A 17,925-nucleotide genomic window follows, 5' to 3' on the forward strand; every position below is an offset into this window, starting at 1 on the left:
CGGTAGTTCAGTCGGTTAGAATACCTGCCTGTCACGCAGGGGGTCGCGGGTTCGAGTCCCGTCCGTTCCGCCACTTATTAAGACGTTAAGCCTGCCAGTAATGGCAGGCTTAATGGCAAAAAACTTTAGGGGCGTAGCTCAGTTGGTAGAGCACCGGTCTCCAAAACCGGGTGTCGCGAGTTCGAGTCTCTCCGCCCCTGCCATATAGAATCCTTTGCTTCGGCAAAGGATTTTTTTTGCCTGAAACCCGGTGAAATTTCACCATTCTTAAATGCAGCCAGCGTCCCTGCTGGCCTCAGCCTCAATCCATTACATTGATTTTTAATAGATCTTTTATTTGCGATTGCTTGTCGCTATTTTGCAACCAAATCGCATACAGCGGCCGCGAAAGGGTAGTGGAATCCACCACGGTATGCAGTCCAGGCTTGGTATCTGCCCAACGGACTGGTAACCAGGTGCAACCCTTCAGCAAGGGGAGTTGCTGACAGGCAATCTCGGCAGAACTGGTTGTTAACTGTGGAACATCATCAGGTGCGATCAATCCCGTCTCATGTTGCTGAAAATCAGGCCCCCACTCCAGCCGCAAATAGGTCAGGTCTGCTTTCATCTTTGAGGGTTCAGAAGCATAAAGAGCCAGACCGAACTGTCCAACAATCTGGCTGCTAAATTCGTCCATCTTGGGGGCTTCTGTAGTGATCAGCAGATCCAACTGACGCTCATGAAGTTGCTTAACCAGCGACTGACGTTGCGCAATTCTGGCTTCAAATTGTAAATGGCCATGGGAGTGATATAGCCGGGTAAGCCACTGACTGAGCATGCATTCCCACAGAGATGCGCTGGCCCCTATCGAGAACTCGTTGTGCCTCGACGTATGCGCAACCTCTTTGCGCGCTGCCTGCCAGGTATTCATCAATGTCTCCGCATACGGAAGCAGTTTTTCACCGGCAGGCGTGAGGCGGATATTGTTGCGATGGCGGGTAAAAAGATTCACACCCAGTTGATTTTCCAGCTGTCGAATACGAAAACTGACTGCTGACTGCGTCAGGTAAAGGGCTTCAGCGGCTCGCCCGAAGTGACGCGTTCTACTCACTTCAAGGAAAGTTTTTAGCAATTCCGTATCCACATCTTTCTCCGCAAAATAATTTGTCGTTATGATTTAAATGTTTTGTTTTACACTCTGTCAAGCGTAACTAATACTCCGCGCCATAAATAGCTCGGCCAAAGAATTAGGAGCGTGTAGGATGGCGGAAAGCTTTACGACGACTAATCGTTTTTTCGACAATAAACATTATCCGCGCGGGTTCTCTCGTCACGGCGATTTCACCATCAAAGAGGCGCAGCTGCTTGAGCGTCATGGTTATGCCTTTAACGAGCTGGATCTGGGTAAACGTGAGCCTGCAACTGAAGATGAAAAACAGTTTGTCTCAGTGTGCCGTGGTGAGCGTGAGCCGCAGTCTGAAGCGGAACGTGTATGGATCAAGTACATGGCTCGCATTAAGCGTCCAAAACGTTTCCATACGCTGTCTGGCGGTAAACCGCAGATGGAAGGTGCAGAAGACTACACCGAGTCTGACGACTAATAAAAAAGGGGCTACGGCCCCTTTTTTATGCCAGTAACTTTTGCAGATGCAAAAGCAAACGATCAATCGCCCGATAGCTCAGCGCTTCCTGCAAGTGTATCCTCGCAATATCACTACAGCCCTCCACGTCCGCAATGGTTCTGGCTACTTTTAACAAGCGCTGCCACGCACGTATGGAAAGCCCGAAGCGCGTCAACGTCTCCTCCAGCCAAGCCGCATCTTCAACGTTAAGAGAACAAAACTGTCGGATCCCTGCATTATCCAGTCGTGCATTCAGCCTGTTTTGACGGGCATACTGTCTCGCCTGTGCCGCGATAACCCGCTCGCGAACATGCGCGGAGCTTTCACCCAGTCTATCCGTCTGCCTGAGTAGGCCCGGCGGCGGAAGGGGGATTTCCAGTGATAAATCGAAACGGTCGAGAAACGGGCCAGACAGCTTTCCCAGATAGCGCAGCGTCTGCTCTGGCGTACAGCGGTTATGGTTGCCCTGATAATGCCCCGTCGGACTGGGGTTCATCGCCGCCACGAGCTGAAAACGGGCGGGATAGCTTATTTTGGCTCGCGTGCGTGAAATATGTATCTCACCGGATTCAATGGGCTCCCTCAGCGCATCCAGCACGCGGCGCTCAAACTCAGGCAGCTCATCGAGAAACAGAATGCCATTGTGTGCCAGCGAGATCTCACCCGGCCCCGGAATAGACCCACCACCGACCATTGCCGTCAGTGACGCGCTATGATGCGGGGAACGAAAGGGACGTCGACGCCACTGTTTGTGCAACGACGTTGAACCGTTCAGGCTATAGATGGCGGCGCTTTCCAGCGCTTCATGGTTATTAAGCGGCGGGAGCAATCCGCTTAGCCTGCTTGCCAGCATGGTTTTGCCCGTACCCGGCGGGCCAATCAGCAGGAGATTGTGCCCACCCGCTGCCGTAATCTCCAGCGCCCGTTTCCCTTGCTCCTGTCCCATGATCTCGCTGAGGTCTTCTGGCGCATCCGCTATAGCCTCGTCGCACTCTTCCGGCTCGGACAGTTCGTGGCGGCCTTCCAGCCAGGCGCACACTTCCTGAAGATGCCCGGCGATGAGACATCCCTTTTCTGCAATAAGACTCACTTCTGATGCGTTTTCATTGGCCACAACGATTTGCCGCCCTGCACGTATGGCTTCCAGCGCTCCCGATATCGCACCGGGAACGCCTCTCAGTGCGCCTGTGAGCGCGAGTTCACCCACGAACTCATACGAGCCTAGCCTGGTCGTATTAAGCTGCTCAGAAGCCGCCAGAAGCGCAATTGCGATAGGTAAATCGTATCGCCCACCCTCTTTGGGCAGGTCGGCGGGAGCAAGGTTGATGGTGATCTTCTTTGCGGGGAAGGTATAACCGCTGTTTATTATTGCGCTACGAACGCGGTCCCTGGCCTCTTTAACCGTGGTTTCAGGTAACCCGACAAGCGTGAGTCCGGGCAGCCCATTACTCAAATGAACCTCTACGGAAATAAGGGGAGCCTTTACCCCGAGAGCCGCTCGCGTATAAACAACTGACAGTGACATTTGTACAACCTCCTGGTCTGACTATGCCAGTGCCTGTTTTCTCTGTTTAGCCTCTTTTTACGTATTTACGCCGCCTGTTCAGAGATTTTCAGGGTGCATTGAAACCATTGCATCACCGTGGAAGCACACTCGCAAAATGTAAAAAGACGCGCTTTAAAGGTTAGATCTGCAATAAAAAATGAAAAATATTCACTTCCAAATTTCTTCATATAAAACAAGGTGTTCATGAAATTTGGTTCGCTTGCTAACCAAATTCTTCATAAATAAATCTTGTGTTTGATTTAAAAACTGTGATAACTCTTTAGGTATTCCTTCGAACAAGATGCAAAAAGAACTGAAAATGACAGCCCTTCTACGAGTGATTAGCCTGGTCGTGATTAGCGTGGTGGTGATTATTATCCCACCGTGCGGGGCTGCACTTGGACGAGGAAAGGCTTAGAAATCAAGCCTTAACGAACTAAGACCCCCGCACCGAAAGGTCCGGGGGTTTTTTTATGACTAAAAAACTTAAATGAGGAGCAGAGAATGACGACTAGCACAAAATTCTGTTTCTCCAGATTTATGACGGGGAACTAACTATGAATGGGGCACAATGGGTAGTACATGCGTTGCGCGCGCAGGGAGTCGAAACCGTATTCGGTTATCCGGGTGGCGCAATTATGCCGATTTACGATGCACTGTATGACGGCGGCGTGGAACACCTCTTGTGCCGACACGAGCAGGGCGCAGCGATGGCAGCCATTGGTTATGCCCGCGCGACAGGTAAAACCGGTGTATGCATGGCGACCTCAGGTCCGGGCGCAACGAACCTGATCACCGGCCTGGCTGACGCGCTGCTCGATTCAGTCCCTGTCGTGGCGATTACCGGTCAGGTGGCCTCTCCGTTCATCGGTACCGATGCCTTCCAGGAAGTAGACGTCCTCGGCTTATCGCTGGCCTGCACCAAGCACAGCTTCCTCGTTCAGTCCCTCGAAGAGCTCCCACGCGTGATGGCCGAAGCGTTCGAGGTTGCCAGTTCTGGCCGTCCTGGCCCTGTTCTGGTAGATATCCCGAAAGATATCCAGGTTGCACTTGGCGATCTGGAGCCGCATTTCTCCACCGTGGAAAGCGACAATGCGTTTCCCCATGCAGAGGTTGAAGAGGCGCGTCAGATGATGGCGCAGGCGAAGCAGCCGATGCTGTACGTCGGCGGTGGGGTGGGTATGGCGCAGGCTGTTCCGGCGCTTCGCGCGTTCCTTGCAACCACGCAAATGCCCGCCACCTGCACCCTGAAAGGTCTGGGTGCGGTAGACGCGGACTACCCGTACTACCTCGGCATGCTGGGAATGCACGGCACTAAAGCGGCAAACCTGGCGGTGCAGGAGTGCGACTTGCTTATCGTCGCAGGCGCCCGTTTCGATGACCGCGTCACCGGCAAGCTGAATACCTTCGCGCCGAATGCCAAAGTGATCCATATGGATATCGACCCGGCGGAGATGAACAAACTGCGTCAGGCGCACGTGGCGTTGCAGGGCGATCTTAACGCGCTGTTACCGGCGCTGGAGCAGCCGCTGGATATCAACGCATGGCGTCAGCACACCGCAGACATGCGCGCTGAGCATGCCTGGCGTTACGATCACCCAGGCGATGCCATCTATGCGCCGCTGCTGTTGAAGCAGTTGTCCGACCGTAAACCCGCCGACAGCGTGGTGACGACCGATGTGGGCCAGCATCAGATGTGGTCAGCCCAGCACATGACCTACACCCGCCCGGAGAACTTCATCACTTCCAGCGGCTTAGGCACGATGGGCTTTGGCCTGCCGGCAGCCGTAGGCGCACAGGTGGCCCGCCCGAACGATACCGTGATCTGTATCTCCGGTGACGGCTCCTTCATGATGAACGTTCAGGAGCTCGGCACCGTGAAGCGCAAGCAGTTACCGCTGAAGATCGTGTTGCTCGATAACCAGCGTTTAGGGATGGTTCGCCAGTGGCAGCAGCTGTTCTTCCAGGAGCGTTACAGCGAAACGACGCTCACCGATAACCCCGATTTCCTCACCCTGGCCAGCGCCTTCGGCATTCCTGGCCAGCACATCACCCGTAAAGACCAGGTTGAAGCGGCACTCGACACCATGCTGTCAAGCGAAGGGCCATACCTGCTTCATGTCTCAATCGACGAGCTTGAGAACGTCTGGCCGTTGGTACCGCCCGGTGCCAGTAACTCACAAATGCTGGAGAAATTATCATGATGCAACATCAGGTCGCCGTGCAGGCTCGCTTCAACCCGGAAACGTTAGAACGCGTATTGCGCGTGGTTCGCCACCGTGGCTTTCAGATTTGCTCTATGAATATGGAAACGGCCACCGACGCCCAGAACATCAGTATCGAATTAACCGTTGCCAGCCCGCGGCCGGTCGACTTACTGTTTAGTCAGTTATCAAAGCTGGTAGACGTTGCCCATGTTGCCATCTGCCAGAGCACAACCACATCACAACAAATCCGCGCTTGAGCGTGACAGGACGAAAAAATGACGACAAAAAAAGCTGATTACATTTGGTTCAATGGTGAGATGGTTCGCTGGGAAGACGCGAAAGTTCACGTGATGTCCCATGCGCTGCACTACGGTACCTCCGTGTTTGAAGGCATCCGTTGCTACGACTCTCACAAAGGGCCAGTGGTGTTCCGCCATCGCGAACACATGCAGCGTCTGCATGACTCAGCCAAAATTTATCGTTTCCCGGTCTCTCAAAGCGTTGATGAGTTGATGGAAGCCTGCCGCGAAGTGATTCGCCAGAACAAACTGACCAGCGCCTATATTCGCCCGCTGGTCTTCGTGGGTGATGTGGGCATGGGCGTGAACCCGCCGGCCGGTTACAACACTGATGTGATCATTGCTGCGTTCCCGTGGGGCGCCTACCTGGGCGCAGAAGCACTGGATCAGGGGATCGACGCAATGGTTTCTTCCTGGAACCGCGTGGCGCCAAACACCATCCCGACCGCCGCTAAAGCGGGCGGTAACTACCTCTCCTCACTGCTGGTCGGCAGCGAAGCGCGCCGCCACGGCTATCAGGAAGGCATCGCCCTCGACGTGAACGGCTACATTTCAGAAGGCGCGGGCGAAAACCTGTTTGAAGTAAAAGACGGCATTCTGTTTACTCCGCCGTTCACCTCTTCCGCGCTGCCGGGCATCACCCGCGACGCCATCATCAAGCTGGCGAAAGATCTGGGTATCGAAGTGCGCGAGCAGGTGCTGTCCCGCGAATCCCTCTACCTGGCCGATGAAGTGTTTATGTCCGGCACGGCGGCTGAAATCACGCCGGTACGCAGCGTAGACGGTATCCAGGTGGGCGAAGGCCGCTGTGGCCCGGTGACCAAACGCATCCAGCAAGCCTTCTTTGGCCTCTTCACCGGCGAAACAGAAGATAAATACGGCTGGTTGGATCAGGTTAATCACTAAATATAAATGTGGGACGGCACGCACCGTCCCATTAAATAGTCAGACGGGAGTCAATAAAGCATGCCTAAGTATCGTTCAGCCACCACCACCCACGGCCGTAACATGGCGGGTGCCCGCGCACTGTGGCGCGCCACCGGAATGACCGACGCCGATTTCGGCAAGCCGATTATCGCCGTGGTGAACTCCTTCACCCAGTTTGTACCGGGCCACGTGCATCTGCGCGATCTCGGTAAGCTGGTTGCCGAGCAAATCGAAGCCTCCGGCGGCGTGGCGAAAGAGTTCAACACCATTGCGGTGGATGACGGTATCGCAATGGGCCACGGGGGAATGCTCTATTCACTGCCGTCGCGCGAGCTGATCGCCGACTCGGTGGAGTATATGGTCAACGCCCACTGCGCCGATGCGATGGTCTGTATCTCCAACTGCGACAAAATCACCCCGGGGATGCTGATGGCCTCCCTGCGTCTGAACATTCCGGTGATCTTCGTCTCCGGCGGTCCGATGGAGGCGGGTAAAACCAAGCTCTCCGACAAAATCATCAAGCTCGACCTGGTCGATGCGATGATCCAGGGCGCAGACCCGAAAGTCTCTGACGAGCAGAGCGATCAGGTGGAACGCTCCGCGTGCCCGACCTGCGGTTCTTGTTCCGGCATGTTCACGGCCAACTCCATGAACTGCCTGACCGAAGCGCTGGGCCTTTCCCAGCCGGGCAACGGCTCGCTGCTGGCGACCCACGCCGACCGTAAGCAGTTGTTCCTCAACGCCGGTAAACGTATCGTTGAGCTGACCAAACGCTACTACGAGCAGGACGATGCCAGCGCGCTGCCGCGCAATATCGCCAGTAAAGCGGCGTTCGAAAACGCCATGACGCTGGATATCGCCATGGGCGGCTCCACTAACACCGTTCTGCACCTGCTGGCCGCCGCGCAGGAAGCTGAAATCGATTTCACCATGAGCGACATCGACAAGCTCTCCCGCAAAGTGCCGCAGCTGTGTAAAGTCGCGCCGAGTACCCAGAAGTACCACATGGAAGACGTGCACCGTGCGGGTGGCGTCATCGGTATCCTGGGCGAGCTGGATCGCGCCGGGTTGCTGAACCGCGACGTGAAAAACGTGCTTGGCCTGACGCTGCCGGAATCGCTGGATCAATACGACGTGATGCTGACCAAAGACGACGCGGTGAAAAAAATGTTCCGCGCCGGTCCTGCCGGTATTCGCACCACCCAGGCGTTCTCGCAGGATTGCCGCTGGGACACGCTGGATGACGACCGTGCTGAAGGCTGCATCCGCTCGCTGGAGCACGCCTACAGCAAAGACGGCGGTCTGGCGGTGCTGTACGGTAACTTTGCAGAAAACGGCTGCATAGTGAAAACCGCAGGCGTGGACGACAGTATCCTGAAATTCACCGGTCCGGCGAAAGTGTACGAAAGCCAGGACGAGGCGGTAGATGCCATCCTCGGCGGCAAAGTGGTGGAAGGCGACGTGGTTGTCATTCGCTACGAAGGGCCGAAAGGCGGCCCGGGCATGCAGGAGATGCTCTACCCGACCACCTTCCTGAAATCGATGGGCCTCGGTAAAGCCTGCGCGCTGATCACCGACGGTCGTTTCTCCGGCGGCACGTCTGGTCTCTCCATCGGCCACGTCTCCCCGGAAGCGGCAAGCGGCGGCAACATCGCGATCATCGAAGATGGCGATCTGATTGAAATCGACATTCCGAATCGCGGCATTCAGCTCAAGCTGAGCGACCAGGAGATTGCGGCCCGTCGTGAAGCGCAGGAAGCCCGCGGCGACAAAGCCTGGACGCCGAAAGATCGCCAGCGCGAAGTCTCCTTCGCCCTGCGCGCCTATGCGAGCCTTGCAACCAGTGCAGATAAAGGCGCGGTGCGCGATAAATCTAAACTTGGGGGCTAATGATGGCCGAGTCACAACCCTTATCCGCCGCCCCTGAGGGGGCGGAATACCTGAGAGCGGTGCTACGCGCGCCGGTCTATGAAGCTGTGCAGGTCACGCCCCTGCAAAAAATGGAAAAACTCTCCTCGCGCCTCGACAACGTCATTCTGGTGAAGCGCGAAGACCGCCAGCCGGTGCACAGCTTTAAGCTGCGCGGTGCCTACGCGATGATGGCCGGGCTGACGGATGAGCAGAAAGCGCGCGGCGTCATTACCGCGTCGGCGGGCAACCATGCGCAGGGCGTGGCGTTCTCGTCTGCTCGTTTGGGTCTGAAAGCGCTGATCGTGATGCCGGTTGCCACCGCGGATATCAAAGTCGACGCGGTGCGCGGTTTTGGCGGAGAAGTGCTGCTCCACGGCGCGAACTTTGACGAAGCCAAAGCCAAAGCGATTGAGCTGGCGCAGCAGCAGGGCTTTACCTGGGTGCCGCCGTTCGACCACCCGATGGTGATTGCCGGACAGGGCACGCTGGCGCTTGAGCTGTTGCAGCAGGATGCCCATCTCGACCGGGTCTTTGTCCCGGTGGGCGGCGGCGGCTTAGCCGCAGGCGTGGCGGTGCTGATTAAACAGCTGATGCCGCAGATCAAAGTGATTGCGGTCGAAGCGGAAGACTCTGCCTGCCTGAAGGCGGCGCTGGACGCCGGACATCCGGTCGACCTGCCGCGCGTCGGGCTGTTCGCCGAGGGTGTGGCGGTGAAGCGCATTGGCGACGAAACGTTCCGCCTGTGCCAGGAGTATCTCGACGATATCGTCACCGTCGACAGTGACGCCATCTGCGCGGCGATGAAAGATCTGTTCGAAGATGTACGTGCGGTGGCGGAGCCGTCCGGCGCGCTGGCGCTGGCGGGGATGAAAAAATACATCGCCCAGCACAACATTCGCGGCGAACGTCTGGCGCACGTGCTCTCTGGTGCGAACGTGAACTTCCACGGCCTGCGCTACGTTTCCGAGCGCTGCGAGCTGGGCGAACAGCGTGAAGCGCTGCTGGCGGTGACCATCCCGGAAGAGAAGGGCAGCTTCCTCAAGTTCTGCCAGCTGCTGGGCGGTCGTTCGGTAACGGAGTTCAACTACCGCTTTGCCGATGCGAAAGATGCCTGCATTTTTGTCGGCGTGCGTCTGAGCCGTGGCGTGGAGGAACGTAAAGAGATCCTCAGCCTGCTGCACGATGGCGGCTACAGCGTGGTCGATCTGTCCGACGATGAAATGGCGAAGCTGCATGTGCGTTACATGGTTGGCGGTCGTCCCTCAAAGCCGCTCCAGGAACGCCTGTTCAGCTTCGAGTTCCCGGAATCACCGGGCGCGCTGCTCAAGTTCCTGCACACGCTCGGCACGCACTGGAACATCTCTCTGTTCCACTACCGCAGCCACGGCACCGATTACGGGCGCGTGCTGGCGGCGTTCGAGCTGGGCGAGCACGAGCCGGATTTCGAAACGCGCCTGAACGAGCTGGGCTATGAGTGCCACGACGAAACCCATAACCCGGCGTTCAGGTTCTTTCTGGCTGGCTAGTGGTTCGGCAATATCGTCCAGAACGCATCAATAAGCGGCTCATGCAGCCGCTTTTTTTGTGCGCACACGCCTAGCTCAAACGGTGTCTTCTCGTCGCTACGCTCCAGAATCATCACGCGGTTGCGCACCGGTTCCGGGCTGTTTTCCAGCACCACTTCCGGCAGCAGCGCCACGCCGCAGCCGAGCGCCACCATCGACACCATCGCCTCATGACCGCTGACGGTAGCGTATATCGACGGATTGCTGATTTTCTGACGGCGGAACCACAGCTCGATGCGGCGACGCACCGGCCCCTGATCGGCCATGATAAACGGCACCGTGGACCAGTCCGGTTTTTCCACTGAGACCTGGTTACGTACCGGGCAGGGCAGCGCCGGGGCAATCAGCACCACCGCCAGATTCTCCAGCATCGAGAACGCCACCGCGCCCGGCAGGGTTTCGGGTTTTCCGGCGATGGCGAGGTCCGCTTCGCCGGTCACCACTTTTTCCATTGCGTCGGCGGCGTCGCCGGTGGTGAGCTTAATTTCAACCGACGGATGCGCCGCGCGGAAGCGGTCAAGGATGGGGGGCAGATGGCTGTAGGCGGCGGTTACGGAGCAAAAAATATGCAGCTCACCGGAGAGTGATGGCCCCTGCTGATCGATTGAGTGCCGCAGCTGCTGGTACTGTAACAGCGTCTGCTGGGCAAAAATGCGCAGCTCTTCGCCCGCTTCCGTGAGGGTAACGGTACGGTTATCGCGCACGAAAAGCGGCTGGCCGAGGTCTTCCTCAAGGCGCTGGATCTGGCGCGAAAGCGTGGACGGGCTGACGTGCATCGCCCGGGCGCTGCGGCCAAAGTGACGGCTTTCCGCCAGGTGCAGGAACATTTTTAGATCGCGTAAATCCACCGATTCCACTCCCTCTTTTTACATTGCAAAAATTGCAATGTGACGTTGTGAATATATCAATTTCCGCAATAAATTTCCTGTTGTAATGTGGGTACATTCTCGCTGAAACGCGAACCGAACAATAAGACACACAACATCACGAGGTATCACCCATGGCTAACTACTTTAATACACTGAACTTGCGCCAGCAGCTGGCGCAGCTGGGCAAATGCCGCTTCATGGCGCGCGATGAATTTGCCGATGGCGCAAGCTACCTTCAGGGTAAAAAAGTGGTCATCGTCGGCTGTGGCGCACAGGGCCTGAACCAGGGCCTGAACATGCGTGACTCCGGTCTGGATATCTCTTACGCCCTGCGTAAAGAAGCGATTGCCGAAAAGCGCGCTTCATGGCGTAAAGCGACTGAAAACGGCTTCAAAGTGGGTACCTATGAAGAGCTGATCCCGCAGGCGGACCTGGTCGTTAACCTGACGCCGGACAAGCAGCACTCTGACGTGGTGCGTTCCGTACAGCCGCTGATGAAAGACGGCGCCGCGCTGGGTTACTCCCACGGCTTCAACATCGTTGAAGTGGGCGAGCAGATCCGTAAAGACATCACCGTAGTGATGGTGGCGCCGAAGTGCCCGGGTACCGAAGTGCGTGAAGAGTACAAGCGTGGCTTCGGCGTGCCGACGCTTATCGCAGTTCACCCGGAAAACGATCCGAAAGGCGAAGGCATGGCGATTGCCAAAGCCTGGGCTGCGGCGACCGGCGGTCACCGCGCTGGCGTGCTGGAATCTTCCTTCGTTGCGGAAGTGAAATCTGACCTGATGGGCGAGCAGACCATTCTGTGCGGCATGCTGCAGGCGGGTTCTCTGCTTTGCTTCGACAAGCTGGTGGAAGAAGGTACCGACCCGGCATACGCAGAAAAACTGATTCAGTTCGGCTGGGAAACCATCACCGAAGCGCTGAAGCAGGGCGGTATTACGCTGATGATGGACCGTCTGTCCAACCCGGCAAAACTGCGTGCTTACGCGTTGTCTGAACAGCTGAAAACCATTATGGCGCCGCTGTTCCAGAAACATATGGACGACATCATCTCCGGCGAATTCTCTTCCGGCATGATGGCGGACTGGGCCAACGACGACAAGAAACTGCTGACCTGGCGTGAAGAGACCGGTAAAACCGCGTTCGAAACCGCGCCGCAATATGAAGGTAAAATCGGCGAGCAGGAGTACTTCGATAAAGGCGTACTGATGATTGCGATGGTGAAAGCAGGCGTTGAGCTGGCGTTCGAAACCATGGTGGATTCCGGCATCATCGAAGAGTCGGCGTATTACGAATCTCTGCACGAGCTGCCGCTGATCGCGAACACCATCGCCCGTAAGCGTCTGTACGAAATGAACGTGGTTATCTCTGATACCGCAGAATACGGTAACTATCTGTTCTCTTACGCCTGCGTACCGCTGCTGAAAGAGTTCATGACCACACTGCAAACGGGCGATCTGGGCAAAGCGATTGCGGAAGGTGCGGTAGACAACGCGCAGCTGCGCGACGTAAACGAAGCGATTCGCAGCCACCAGATCGAGAAAGTGGGCCACAAACTGCGCGGCTACATGACCGACATGAAGCGTATCGCGGTAGCGGGTTAACAACTTTGTCGGGTGGCGCTTCGCTTACCCGACCTACAAAAACGTAAGATGTAGGCCGGGTAAGGCGCAGCCGCCACCCGGCTTTTTTATTTGCGATACAGCACTTTAATAATGTGATAACCGAACTGGGTATGCAGCGGGCCGGTTGGCTCCAGCACCGGGCAGGAGAAGACCACTTTATCGAACGCCGGAACCATTTGACCCTGACGGAATTCGCCTAAATCGCCGCCACGCTTGCCGGACGGGCAAATAGAGTGCTTCTTCGCCAGTTTGCCGAAGTCGGCGCCGTTTTTGATCTGCTCCAGAAGATCCAGAGCCAGTTTCTCTTCTTTAACAAGAATATGCAGTGCTGCTGCTGTTTTTGCCATGATCGTGCCTTGAGTGGTATGGATTAGGCTCGCTATACTACCACGCTGTTATTCTCCCCTCCTGACTTTCATTGAGCGATCATTTATGCGTTTAAATCCCGGACAACAACAAGCCGTCGAATTTGTAACCGGACCGTGTCTGGTGCTGGCGGGCGCAGGATCCGGTAAAACGCGCGTCATCACCAATAAGATTGCGCACCTGATCCGCGGCTGCGGCTATCAGGCCCGCCACATTGCGGCGGTTACCTTTACCAACAAAGCGGCGCGCGAGATGAAAGAGCGTGTTGGCCAGACGCTGGGGCGCAAAGAGGCGCGCGGGCTGATGATCTCTACCTTCCACACGCTGGGGCTGGATATCATTAAACGTGAATATGCAGCGCTGGGGATGAAATCCAACTTTTCGCTGTTCGATGACACCGACCAGGTGGCGTTGCTCAAAGAGCTCACCGAGGGGCTGATCGAGGATGATAAGGTGCTATTGCAGCAGCTGATCTCAACGATCTCGAACTGGAAAAACGATCTGATGACCCCGGCCCAGGCTGCGGCGATCGCCAAAGGCGAACGGGATCGGATCTTTGCCCACTGCTATGGTCTGTACGACGCGCACATGAAAGCGTGCAACGTGCTGGACTTCGACGATCTGATCCTCTTACCGACGCTGCTTTTACAGCGAAATGAAGAGGTGCGCGAGCGCTGGCAGAATAAAATCCGCTACCTGCTGGTGGATGAGTATCAGGACACCAACACCAGCCAGTACGAGCTGGTGAAGCTGCTGGTGGGGCAGCGCGCGCGCTTCACCGTGGTTGGCGATGATGACCAGTCAATTTACTCCTGGCGCGGCGCACGCCCGCAAAACCTGGTGCTTCTGAGCAAAGATTTCCCCGCGCTGCAGGTAATTAAGCTGGAGCAGAACTACCGTTCCTCCGGGCGCATCCTGAAGGCGGCAAACATCCTGATTGCCAATAACCCGCACGTTTTTGAAAAGCGTCTCTTCTCCGAACTTGGCTACGGTACGGAGCTGAAGGTGCTCAGCGCCAATAATGAAGAGCATGAGGCGGAGCGCGTGACGGGCGAACTGATCGCCCACCACTTCGTCAATAAAACCGAATACAAGGATTACGCGATCCTCTATCGCGGCAATCACCAGTCGCGCGTCTTTGAAAAGATGCTGATGCAGAACCGCATTCCGTACAAAATTTCCGGCGGCACTTCGTTCTTCTCGCGGCCAGAAATTAAAGATCTGCTGGCCTATCTGCGCGTGCTCACGAACCCGGATGACGACAGCGCATTTCTGCGCATCGTGAATACACCAAAGCGCGAGATTGGTCCGGCGACGCTGCAAAAGCTGGGCGAATGGGCGATGACCCGCAATAAGAGCCTGTTTACCGCCAGCTTTGATATGGGGCTGAGCCAGACGCTGACGGGGCGCGGGTATGATAATTTAACCCGCTTCACTCACTGGCTGGGTGAAGTGCAGCGCCTGGCTGAGCGCGAGCCCGTGGCGGCGGTACGCGATCTGATCCACGGCATTGACTACGAATCCTGGCTGTACGAAACCTCTGCCAGCCCGAAAGCGGCAGAAATGCGTATGAAAAACGTTAACCAGCTTTTTAGCTGGATGACCGAAATGCTGGAAGGCTCTGAGATAGATGAGCCGATGACGTTAACGCAGGTGGTCACCCGCTTTACCCTGCGCGACATGATGGAGCGCGGCGAGAGCGAAGAAGAGGCCGACCAGGTTCAGCTGATGACGCTGCATGCGTCAAAAGGGCTGGAGTTCCCGTATGTGTATCTGGTCGGTATGGAAGAAGGATTATTGCCGCACCAGAGCAGCATTGATGAAGATAATGTCGACGAGGAGCGCCGTCTGGCCTACGTGGGGATCACCCGCGCGCAAAAGGAGCTGACGTTCACGCTCTGTAAAGAGCGCCGTCAGTATGGTGAACTCGTGCGCCCGGAACCCAGCCGTTTCCTGCTGGAACTGCCGCAGGACGATCTGATCTGGGAACAGGAGCGCAAAGTGATTACCGCGGAAGAGCGGATGCACAAAGGGCAGGCTAACGTGGCGAACATTCGCGCCATGCTGGCAAAAGCCAAAGAGAAGGGATAATGATGAGTAGGCCGGGTAAGGCGAAGCCGCCACCCGGCAGTGTTCAGCGTATTACTTCACCTCAAGCACCCAGTGCACATAGCTCTGCCACTGGCACTCCTGCTCGATCATCTCTGCCCCAAGCGGGTGATTCTCAATCCAGTTTTCCGGCAGCGTCAGCGTCAGCTTCTCATCATCGGCTAGCAGATTAATGGCGGGTAACAAATCATCGCGGCGGCGGCTGGCAAACAGAATTGCCAGACGCAGCAGGCGACACATATGCTCGGCCACGCGCGGCGGTACGGCATTTTGCTGATGCAAAGAGGAGAGATCGACGGCGTTGGTCTGGTTCAGCAGTAGCGTTGCCAGCAGCTTTTTCTGTGCGGGCGTGTAGCCCGGCAAATCCAGGTTGCGCACCAGATACGCTGCGTGAGCAGGTGCCTGCTTAAAATCTATGCTGAGCCCCACCTCGTGCAGCGCACAGGCGCTCAGCAATAAATCGCGGCTCAGATGATCAAGATCCCAGGTGTTAGCGACCTGGTCGGCAAAGCGTGATGCCAGCTGTGATACGCGACCAGCCTGATCGATATCAACCAGAAATCGACGCTGGACGTTGCGCAGCGTACGGTTGCGGATGTCCTGATCCACCGACAGATGCAGCATTCCATAGACCAGACCTTCGCGCAGCGCGCCGCCGGCCAGGGTCATACACTGGATATTTAGTTCGGTGAATATGGCGATCAGAATGGCCAGCCCGCTTGGGAAAACCAGGGCACGTTCCAGCGTCAGGCCTTCAATTTCCAGCTCTTCCAGACGTCCGCACTGAATGGCACGCTGTTTAAGCTGCTGAAGTTTGGCAAGCGTGATCCGCTCGTCCATGCCCTGCGCCATCATGATTTCCTGCAGGGCCTGCACGGTACCCGAAGCCCCGACGCAGACTTTCCAGCCGTGATAGCGCAGTTCGTCCATTACCGGGCGTAGCACTGCGCGCGCGGCGTTTTCCGCCTCGTCGAAGTTCTCTTTACCCAGATTCCGGTCAGTAAAGTAACGTTCAAGCCAGGTTACGCAGCCCATCGACAGGCTGAACAGCGACGTCGCCTGCGCGCCGGTGCCGGTTACCAGTTCGGTACTGGCACCGCCGATATCCACCACCAGACGGCGATCGTCACCCCCGGTGGTGTGGGCAACGCCCTGGTAGATCAGGCGTGCTTCTTCTTCACCGCTGATAACCTGAACCGGACACCCCAGAATTTCCTGTGCTTTGGCAATAAAATCTACGGCGTTAACTGCCAGTCTGAGCGTCGCTGTGGCGACGACGGTGATTTGAGCATGCGGGATATCCTGCAGGCGCTCAGCAAAGAGCCGCAGGCATTGCCAGCCACGTTCCATGGCTTCAGGCGAGAGGTAATTATCACTGCTCAGGCCCGCCGCGAGGCGGACCTTGCGCTTAATGCGCGTCAGCGTTTGTATGCTTCCCGCCACCTCACGCACAACCAGCATATGAAAACTATTCGAACCGAGATCAATTGCCGCATAGAGCGAGGTGGAGCTGAGCATAATGTATTAACCTGAACGACGACGATTACGCGGTGCGCCGCCTGAACGACGCGGACCATTGCCGGAGCGCGGGCGGGATAGACGCTTAGGCGGCGGCAGTTCGCTTAACAGCGCTTCCGGATTGTATTTACTCTGCGGAATAGAGTGACCGATGTAGGTCTCAATGGCTGGAAGATTCAGCGCATACTCTTCACACGCAAGGCTAATCGAGTGACCGCTTGCGCCCGCACGACCGGTGCGACCGATACGGTGTACGTAGTCTTCGCAGTCGTCTGGCAGATCGTAGTTAAAGACGTGCGTCACGGCCGGAATGTGTAAACCACGTGCCGCCACATCGGTTGCGACCAGAATATCAAGATCGCCACGGGTGAACTCGTCGAGGATACGAAGGCGTTTTTTCTGCGCCACGTCGCCGGTCAACAGGCCAACACGGTGACCGTCGGCAGCCAGATGGCCCCAGATGTCTTCACAGCGGTGTTTAGTGTTCGCGAAGATAATGGCGCGATCGGGCCACTCTTCTTCGATCAACGTTTGCAGCAGACGCATTTTCTCTTCATTGGAAGGATAGAAGAGCTCTTCTTTAATGCGGTGGCCCGTTTTCTGCTCCGGCTCCACTTCCACATACTCGGCGTTGTTCATCTGCTCGAACGCCAGCTCGCGTACGCGATAAGAAAGGGTGGCAGAGAACAGCATGTTCAGGCGCTGATTTGCCGGCGGCATGCGGCGGAACAGCCAGCGGATATCTTTAATGAAGCCCAGATCGTACATACGATCTGCTTCATCAAGCACCACAACCTGGATGGCGCCGAGGTTGATATGGTTCTGTTTGGCGTAGTCGATAAGACGGCCGGTGGTCCCAATCAGGATATCCACGCCGCTTTCCAGCACTTTCAGCTGCTTATCGTAGCCGTCGCCGCCATAGGCCAGGCCAAGCTTCAGACCAGTAGCCTGTGCCAGGGGTTCAGCGTCTGCATGGATCTGTACCGCCAGTTCTCGCGTCGGGGCCATAATTAGCGCGCGCGGCTGGTTAACTTTGCGGTCTGCAATCGCTGGGTGAGAAAGTAAATAATGGAACGTTGACGTTAAAAACGCCATCGTTTTGCCGGTACCGGTTTGCGCCTGCCCTGCAACATCGCGACCGGCCAGCGTCAGCGGCAGGGCGAGAGCCTGAATGGGCGTGCAGTTATGAAACCCTTTTGTTTCAAGGGCTTCGATCACTTTTGGGTGCAGGGCGAAGTCGGAAAACTTCTGTTCTGTTAAATGTGTTTTGCTCATAGTGTGGTAGAATATCAGCTTACTATTGCTTTACGAAAGCGTATCCGGTGAAATAAAGTCAACCTTTAGTTGGTTAATGCGACATCAACACGTCGTTGGTGGAG

Annotated in this window: 16 protein-coding genes and 1 tRNA gene; 11 read left to right on the forward strand and 6 right to left on the reverse strand. The window is 56.4% G+C overall.

The features are described 5' to 3' along the window. Window positions 1-127: 127 nt before the first annotated feature. Window positions 128-203: transfer RNA gene (locus IM314_RS18695), tRNA-Trp, on the forward strand. Window positions 204-301: 98 nt separating this feature from the next. On the opposite strand, the gene hdfR is transcribed toward IM314_RS18695, so the two are convergent. Beyond that, window positions 302-1,123: an HTH-type transcriptional regulator HdfR gene (gene hdfR / locus IM314_RS18700; protein ID WP_028014823.1), complete on the reverse strand. Its 822-nt coding sequence runs from the start codon at window positions 1,121-1,123 to the stop codon at window positions 302-304. 118 nt (window positions 1,124-1,241) lie between these two features. Here hdfR and IM314_RS18705 point away from each other — a divergent pair, with 118 nt between their 5' ends. After that, window positions 1,242-1,580 (forward strand): DUF413 domain-containing protein, encoded by a 339-nt coding sequence (locus IM314_RS18705; protein ID WP_008501577.1) that lies wholly within the window; start codon window positions 1,242-1,244, stop codon window positions 1,578-1,580. A 25-nt stretch (window positions 1,581-1,605) separates the two neighbouring features. Here the strand turns inward: IM314_RS18705 and IM314_RS18710 are convergent, their stop codons facing one another. Next, window positions 1,606-3,126, reverse strand: a complete 1,521-nt coding sequence (locus IM314_RS18710; protein WP_193359247.1) for a YifB family Mg chelatase-like AAA ATPase — start codon at window positions 3,124-3,126, stop codon at window positions 1,606-1,608. Window positions 3,127-3,466: 340 nt separating this feature from the next. Between IM314_RS18710 and ilvL the strand changes: the two genes are divergently transcribed. The 7 genes from ilvL to ilvA all read left to right on the forward strand — a co-directional run bounded on the left by ilvL (window position 3,467) and on the right by ilvA (window position 10,017). Continuing rightward, a complete protein-coding gene (gene ilvL, locus IM314_RS18715; RefSeq protein ID WP_001311244.1) occupies window positions 3,467-3,565 on the forward strand; it encodes an ilv operon leader peptide in 99 nt (32 codons plus the stop codon). Window positions 3,566-3,651: 86 nt separating this feature from the next. Beyond that, window positions 3,652-3,702 (forward strand): peptide IlvX, encoded by a 51-nt coding sequence (gene ilvX, locus IM314_RS18720; protein ID WP_166792073.1) that lies wholly within the window; start codon window positions 3,652-3,654, stop codon window positions 3,700-3,702. A 2-nt stretch (window positions 3,703-3,704) separates the two neighbouring features. After that, window positions 3,705-5,351, forward strand: a complete 1,647-nt coding sequence (gene ilvG, locus IM314_RS18725) for an acetolactate synthase 2 catalytic subunit (RefSeq protein ID WP_048957433.1) — start codon at window positions 3,705-3,707, stop codon at window positions 5,349-5,351. Beyond that, a complete protein-coding gene (gene ilvM / locus IM314_RS18730) occupies window positions 5,348-5,611 on the forward strand; it encodes an acetolactate synthase 2 small subunit (RefSeq protein WP_003860184.1) in 264 nt (87 codons plus the stop codon). Before ilvG ends, ilvM begins: the two co-directional genes overlap by 4 nt. A gap of 18 nt (window positions 5,612-5,629) precedes the next feature. After that, entirely contained in the window at window positions 5,630-6,559 is a 930-nt protein-coding gene (ilvE, locus tag IM314_RS18735; RefSeq protein WP_003860182.1) for a branched-chain-amino-acid transaminase, read from the forward strand. 60 nt (window positions 6,560-6,619) lie between these two features. After that, window positions 6,620-8,470 carry a dihydroxy-acid dehydratase gene (gene ilvD, locus IM314_RS18740; RefSeq protein WP_047366694.1) on the forward strand — a complete coding sequence of 617 codons (1,851 nt, stop codon included), beginning with the start codon at window positions 6,620-6,622 and terminating at the stop codon, window positions 8,468-8,470. 2 nt (window positions 8,471-8,472) lie between these two features. Further along, window positions 8,473-10,017, forward strand: coding sequence for a threonine ammonia-lyase, biosynthetic (gene ilvA / locus IM314_RS18745; protein ID WP_032660750.1), 1,545 nt, complete (start codon window positions 8,473-8,475; stop codon window positions 10,015-10,017). Here the strand turns inward: ilvA and ilvY are convergent. Then, entirely contained in the window at window positions 10,014-10,904 is an 891-nt protein-coding gene (ilvY, locus tag IM314_RS18750; protein WP_008501572.1) for an HTH-type transcriptional activator IlvY, read from the reverse strand. The two genes, ilvA and ilvY, sit on opposite strands and share 4 nt — an antisense overlap. A 152-nt stretch (window positions 10,905-11,056) precedes the next feature. Here ilvY and ilvC point away from each other — a divergent pair, with 152 nt between their 5' ends. Continuing rightward, window positions 11,057-12,532, forward strand: a complete 1,476-nt coding sequence (gene ilvC / locus IM314_RS18755) for a ketol-acid reductoisomerase (RefSeq protein ID WP_021242831.1) — start codon at window positions 11,057-11,059, stop codon at window positions 12,530-12,532. An 86-nt stretch (window positions 12,533-12,618) separates the two neighbouring features. Here ilvC and ppiC read toward each other — a convergent pair whose 3' ends face one another. Then, window positions 12,619-12,900, reverse strand: coding sequence for a peptidylprolyl isomerase PpiC (gene ppiC, locus IM314_RS18760; protein WP_004886861.1), 282 nt, complete (start codon window positions 12,898-12,900; stop codon window positions 12,619-12,621). Between the two features lie 85 nt (window positions 12,901-12,985). Here ppiC and rep point away from each other — a divergent pair, with 85 nt between their 5' ends. Continuing rightward, window positions 12,986-15,010 carry a DNA helicase Rep gene (gene rep, locus IM314_RS18765; RefSeq protein ID WP_028014817.1) on the forward strand — a complete coding sequence of 675 codons (2,025 nt, stop codon included), beginning with the start codon at window positions 12,986-12,988 and terminating at the stop codon, window positions 15,008-15,010. Window positions 15,011-15,061: 51 nt separating this feature from the next. On the opposite strand, the gene gppA is transcribed toward rep, so the two are convergent. Together gppA and rhlB are read right to left on the reverse strand one after the other, a co-directional pair. Then, complete coding sequence (gene gppA, locus IM314_RS18770; RefSeq protein WP_153657293.1) at window positions 15,062-16,546, reverse strand: guanosine-5'-triphosphate,3'-diphosphate diphosphatase; 1,485 nt, start codon at window positions 16,544-16,546, stop codon at window positions 15,062-15,064. Window positions 16,547-16,552: 6 nt separating this feature from the next. Further along, complete coding sequence (gene rhlB, locus IM314_RS18775) at window positions 16,553-17,821, reverse strand: ATP-dependent RNA helicase RhlB (protein WP_028014815.1); 1,269 nt, start codon at window positions 17,819-17,821, stop codon at window positions 16,553-16,555. Window positions 17,822-17,925: the final 104 nt, after the last annotated feature.

This window comes from Enterobacter cloacae complex sp. P42RS, assembly GCF_014930595.1.
In the GTDB taxonomy this organism is placed as follows: domain Bacteria; phylum Pseudomonadota; class Gammaproteobacteria; order Enterobacterales; family Enterobacteriaceae; genus Enterobacter; species Enterobacter bugandensis.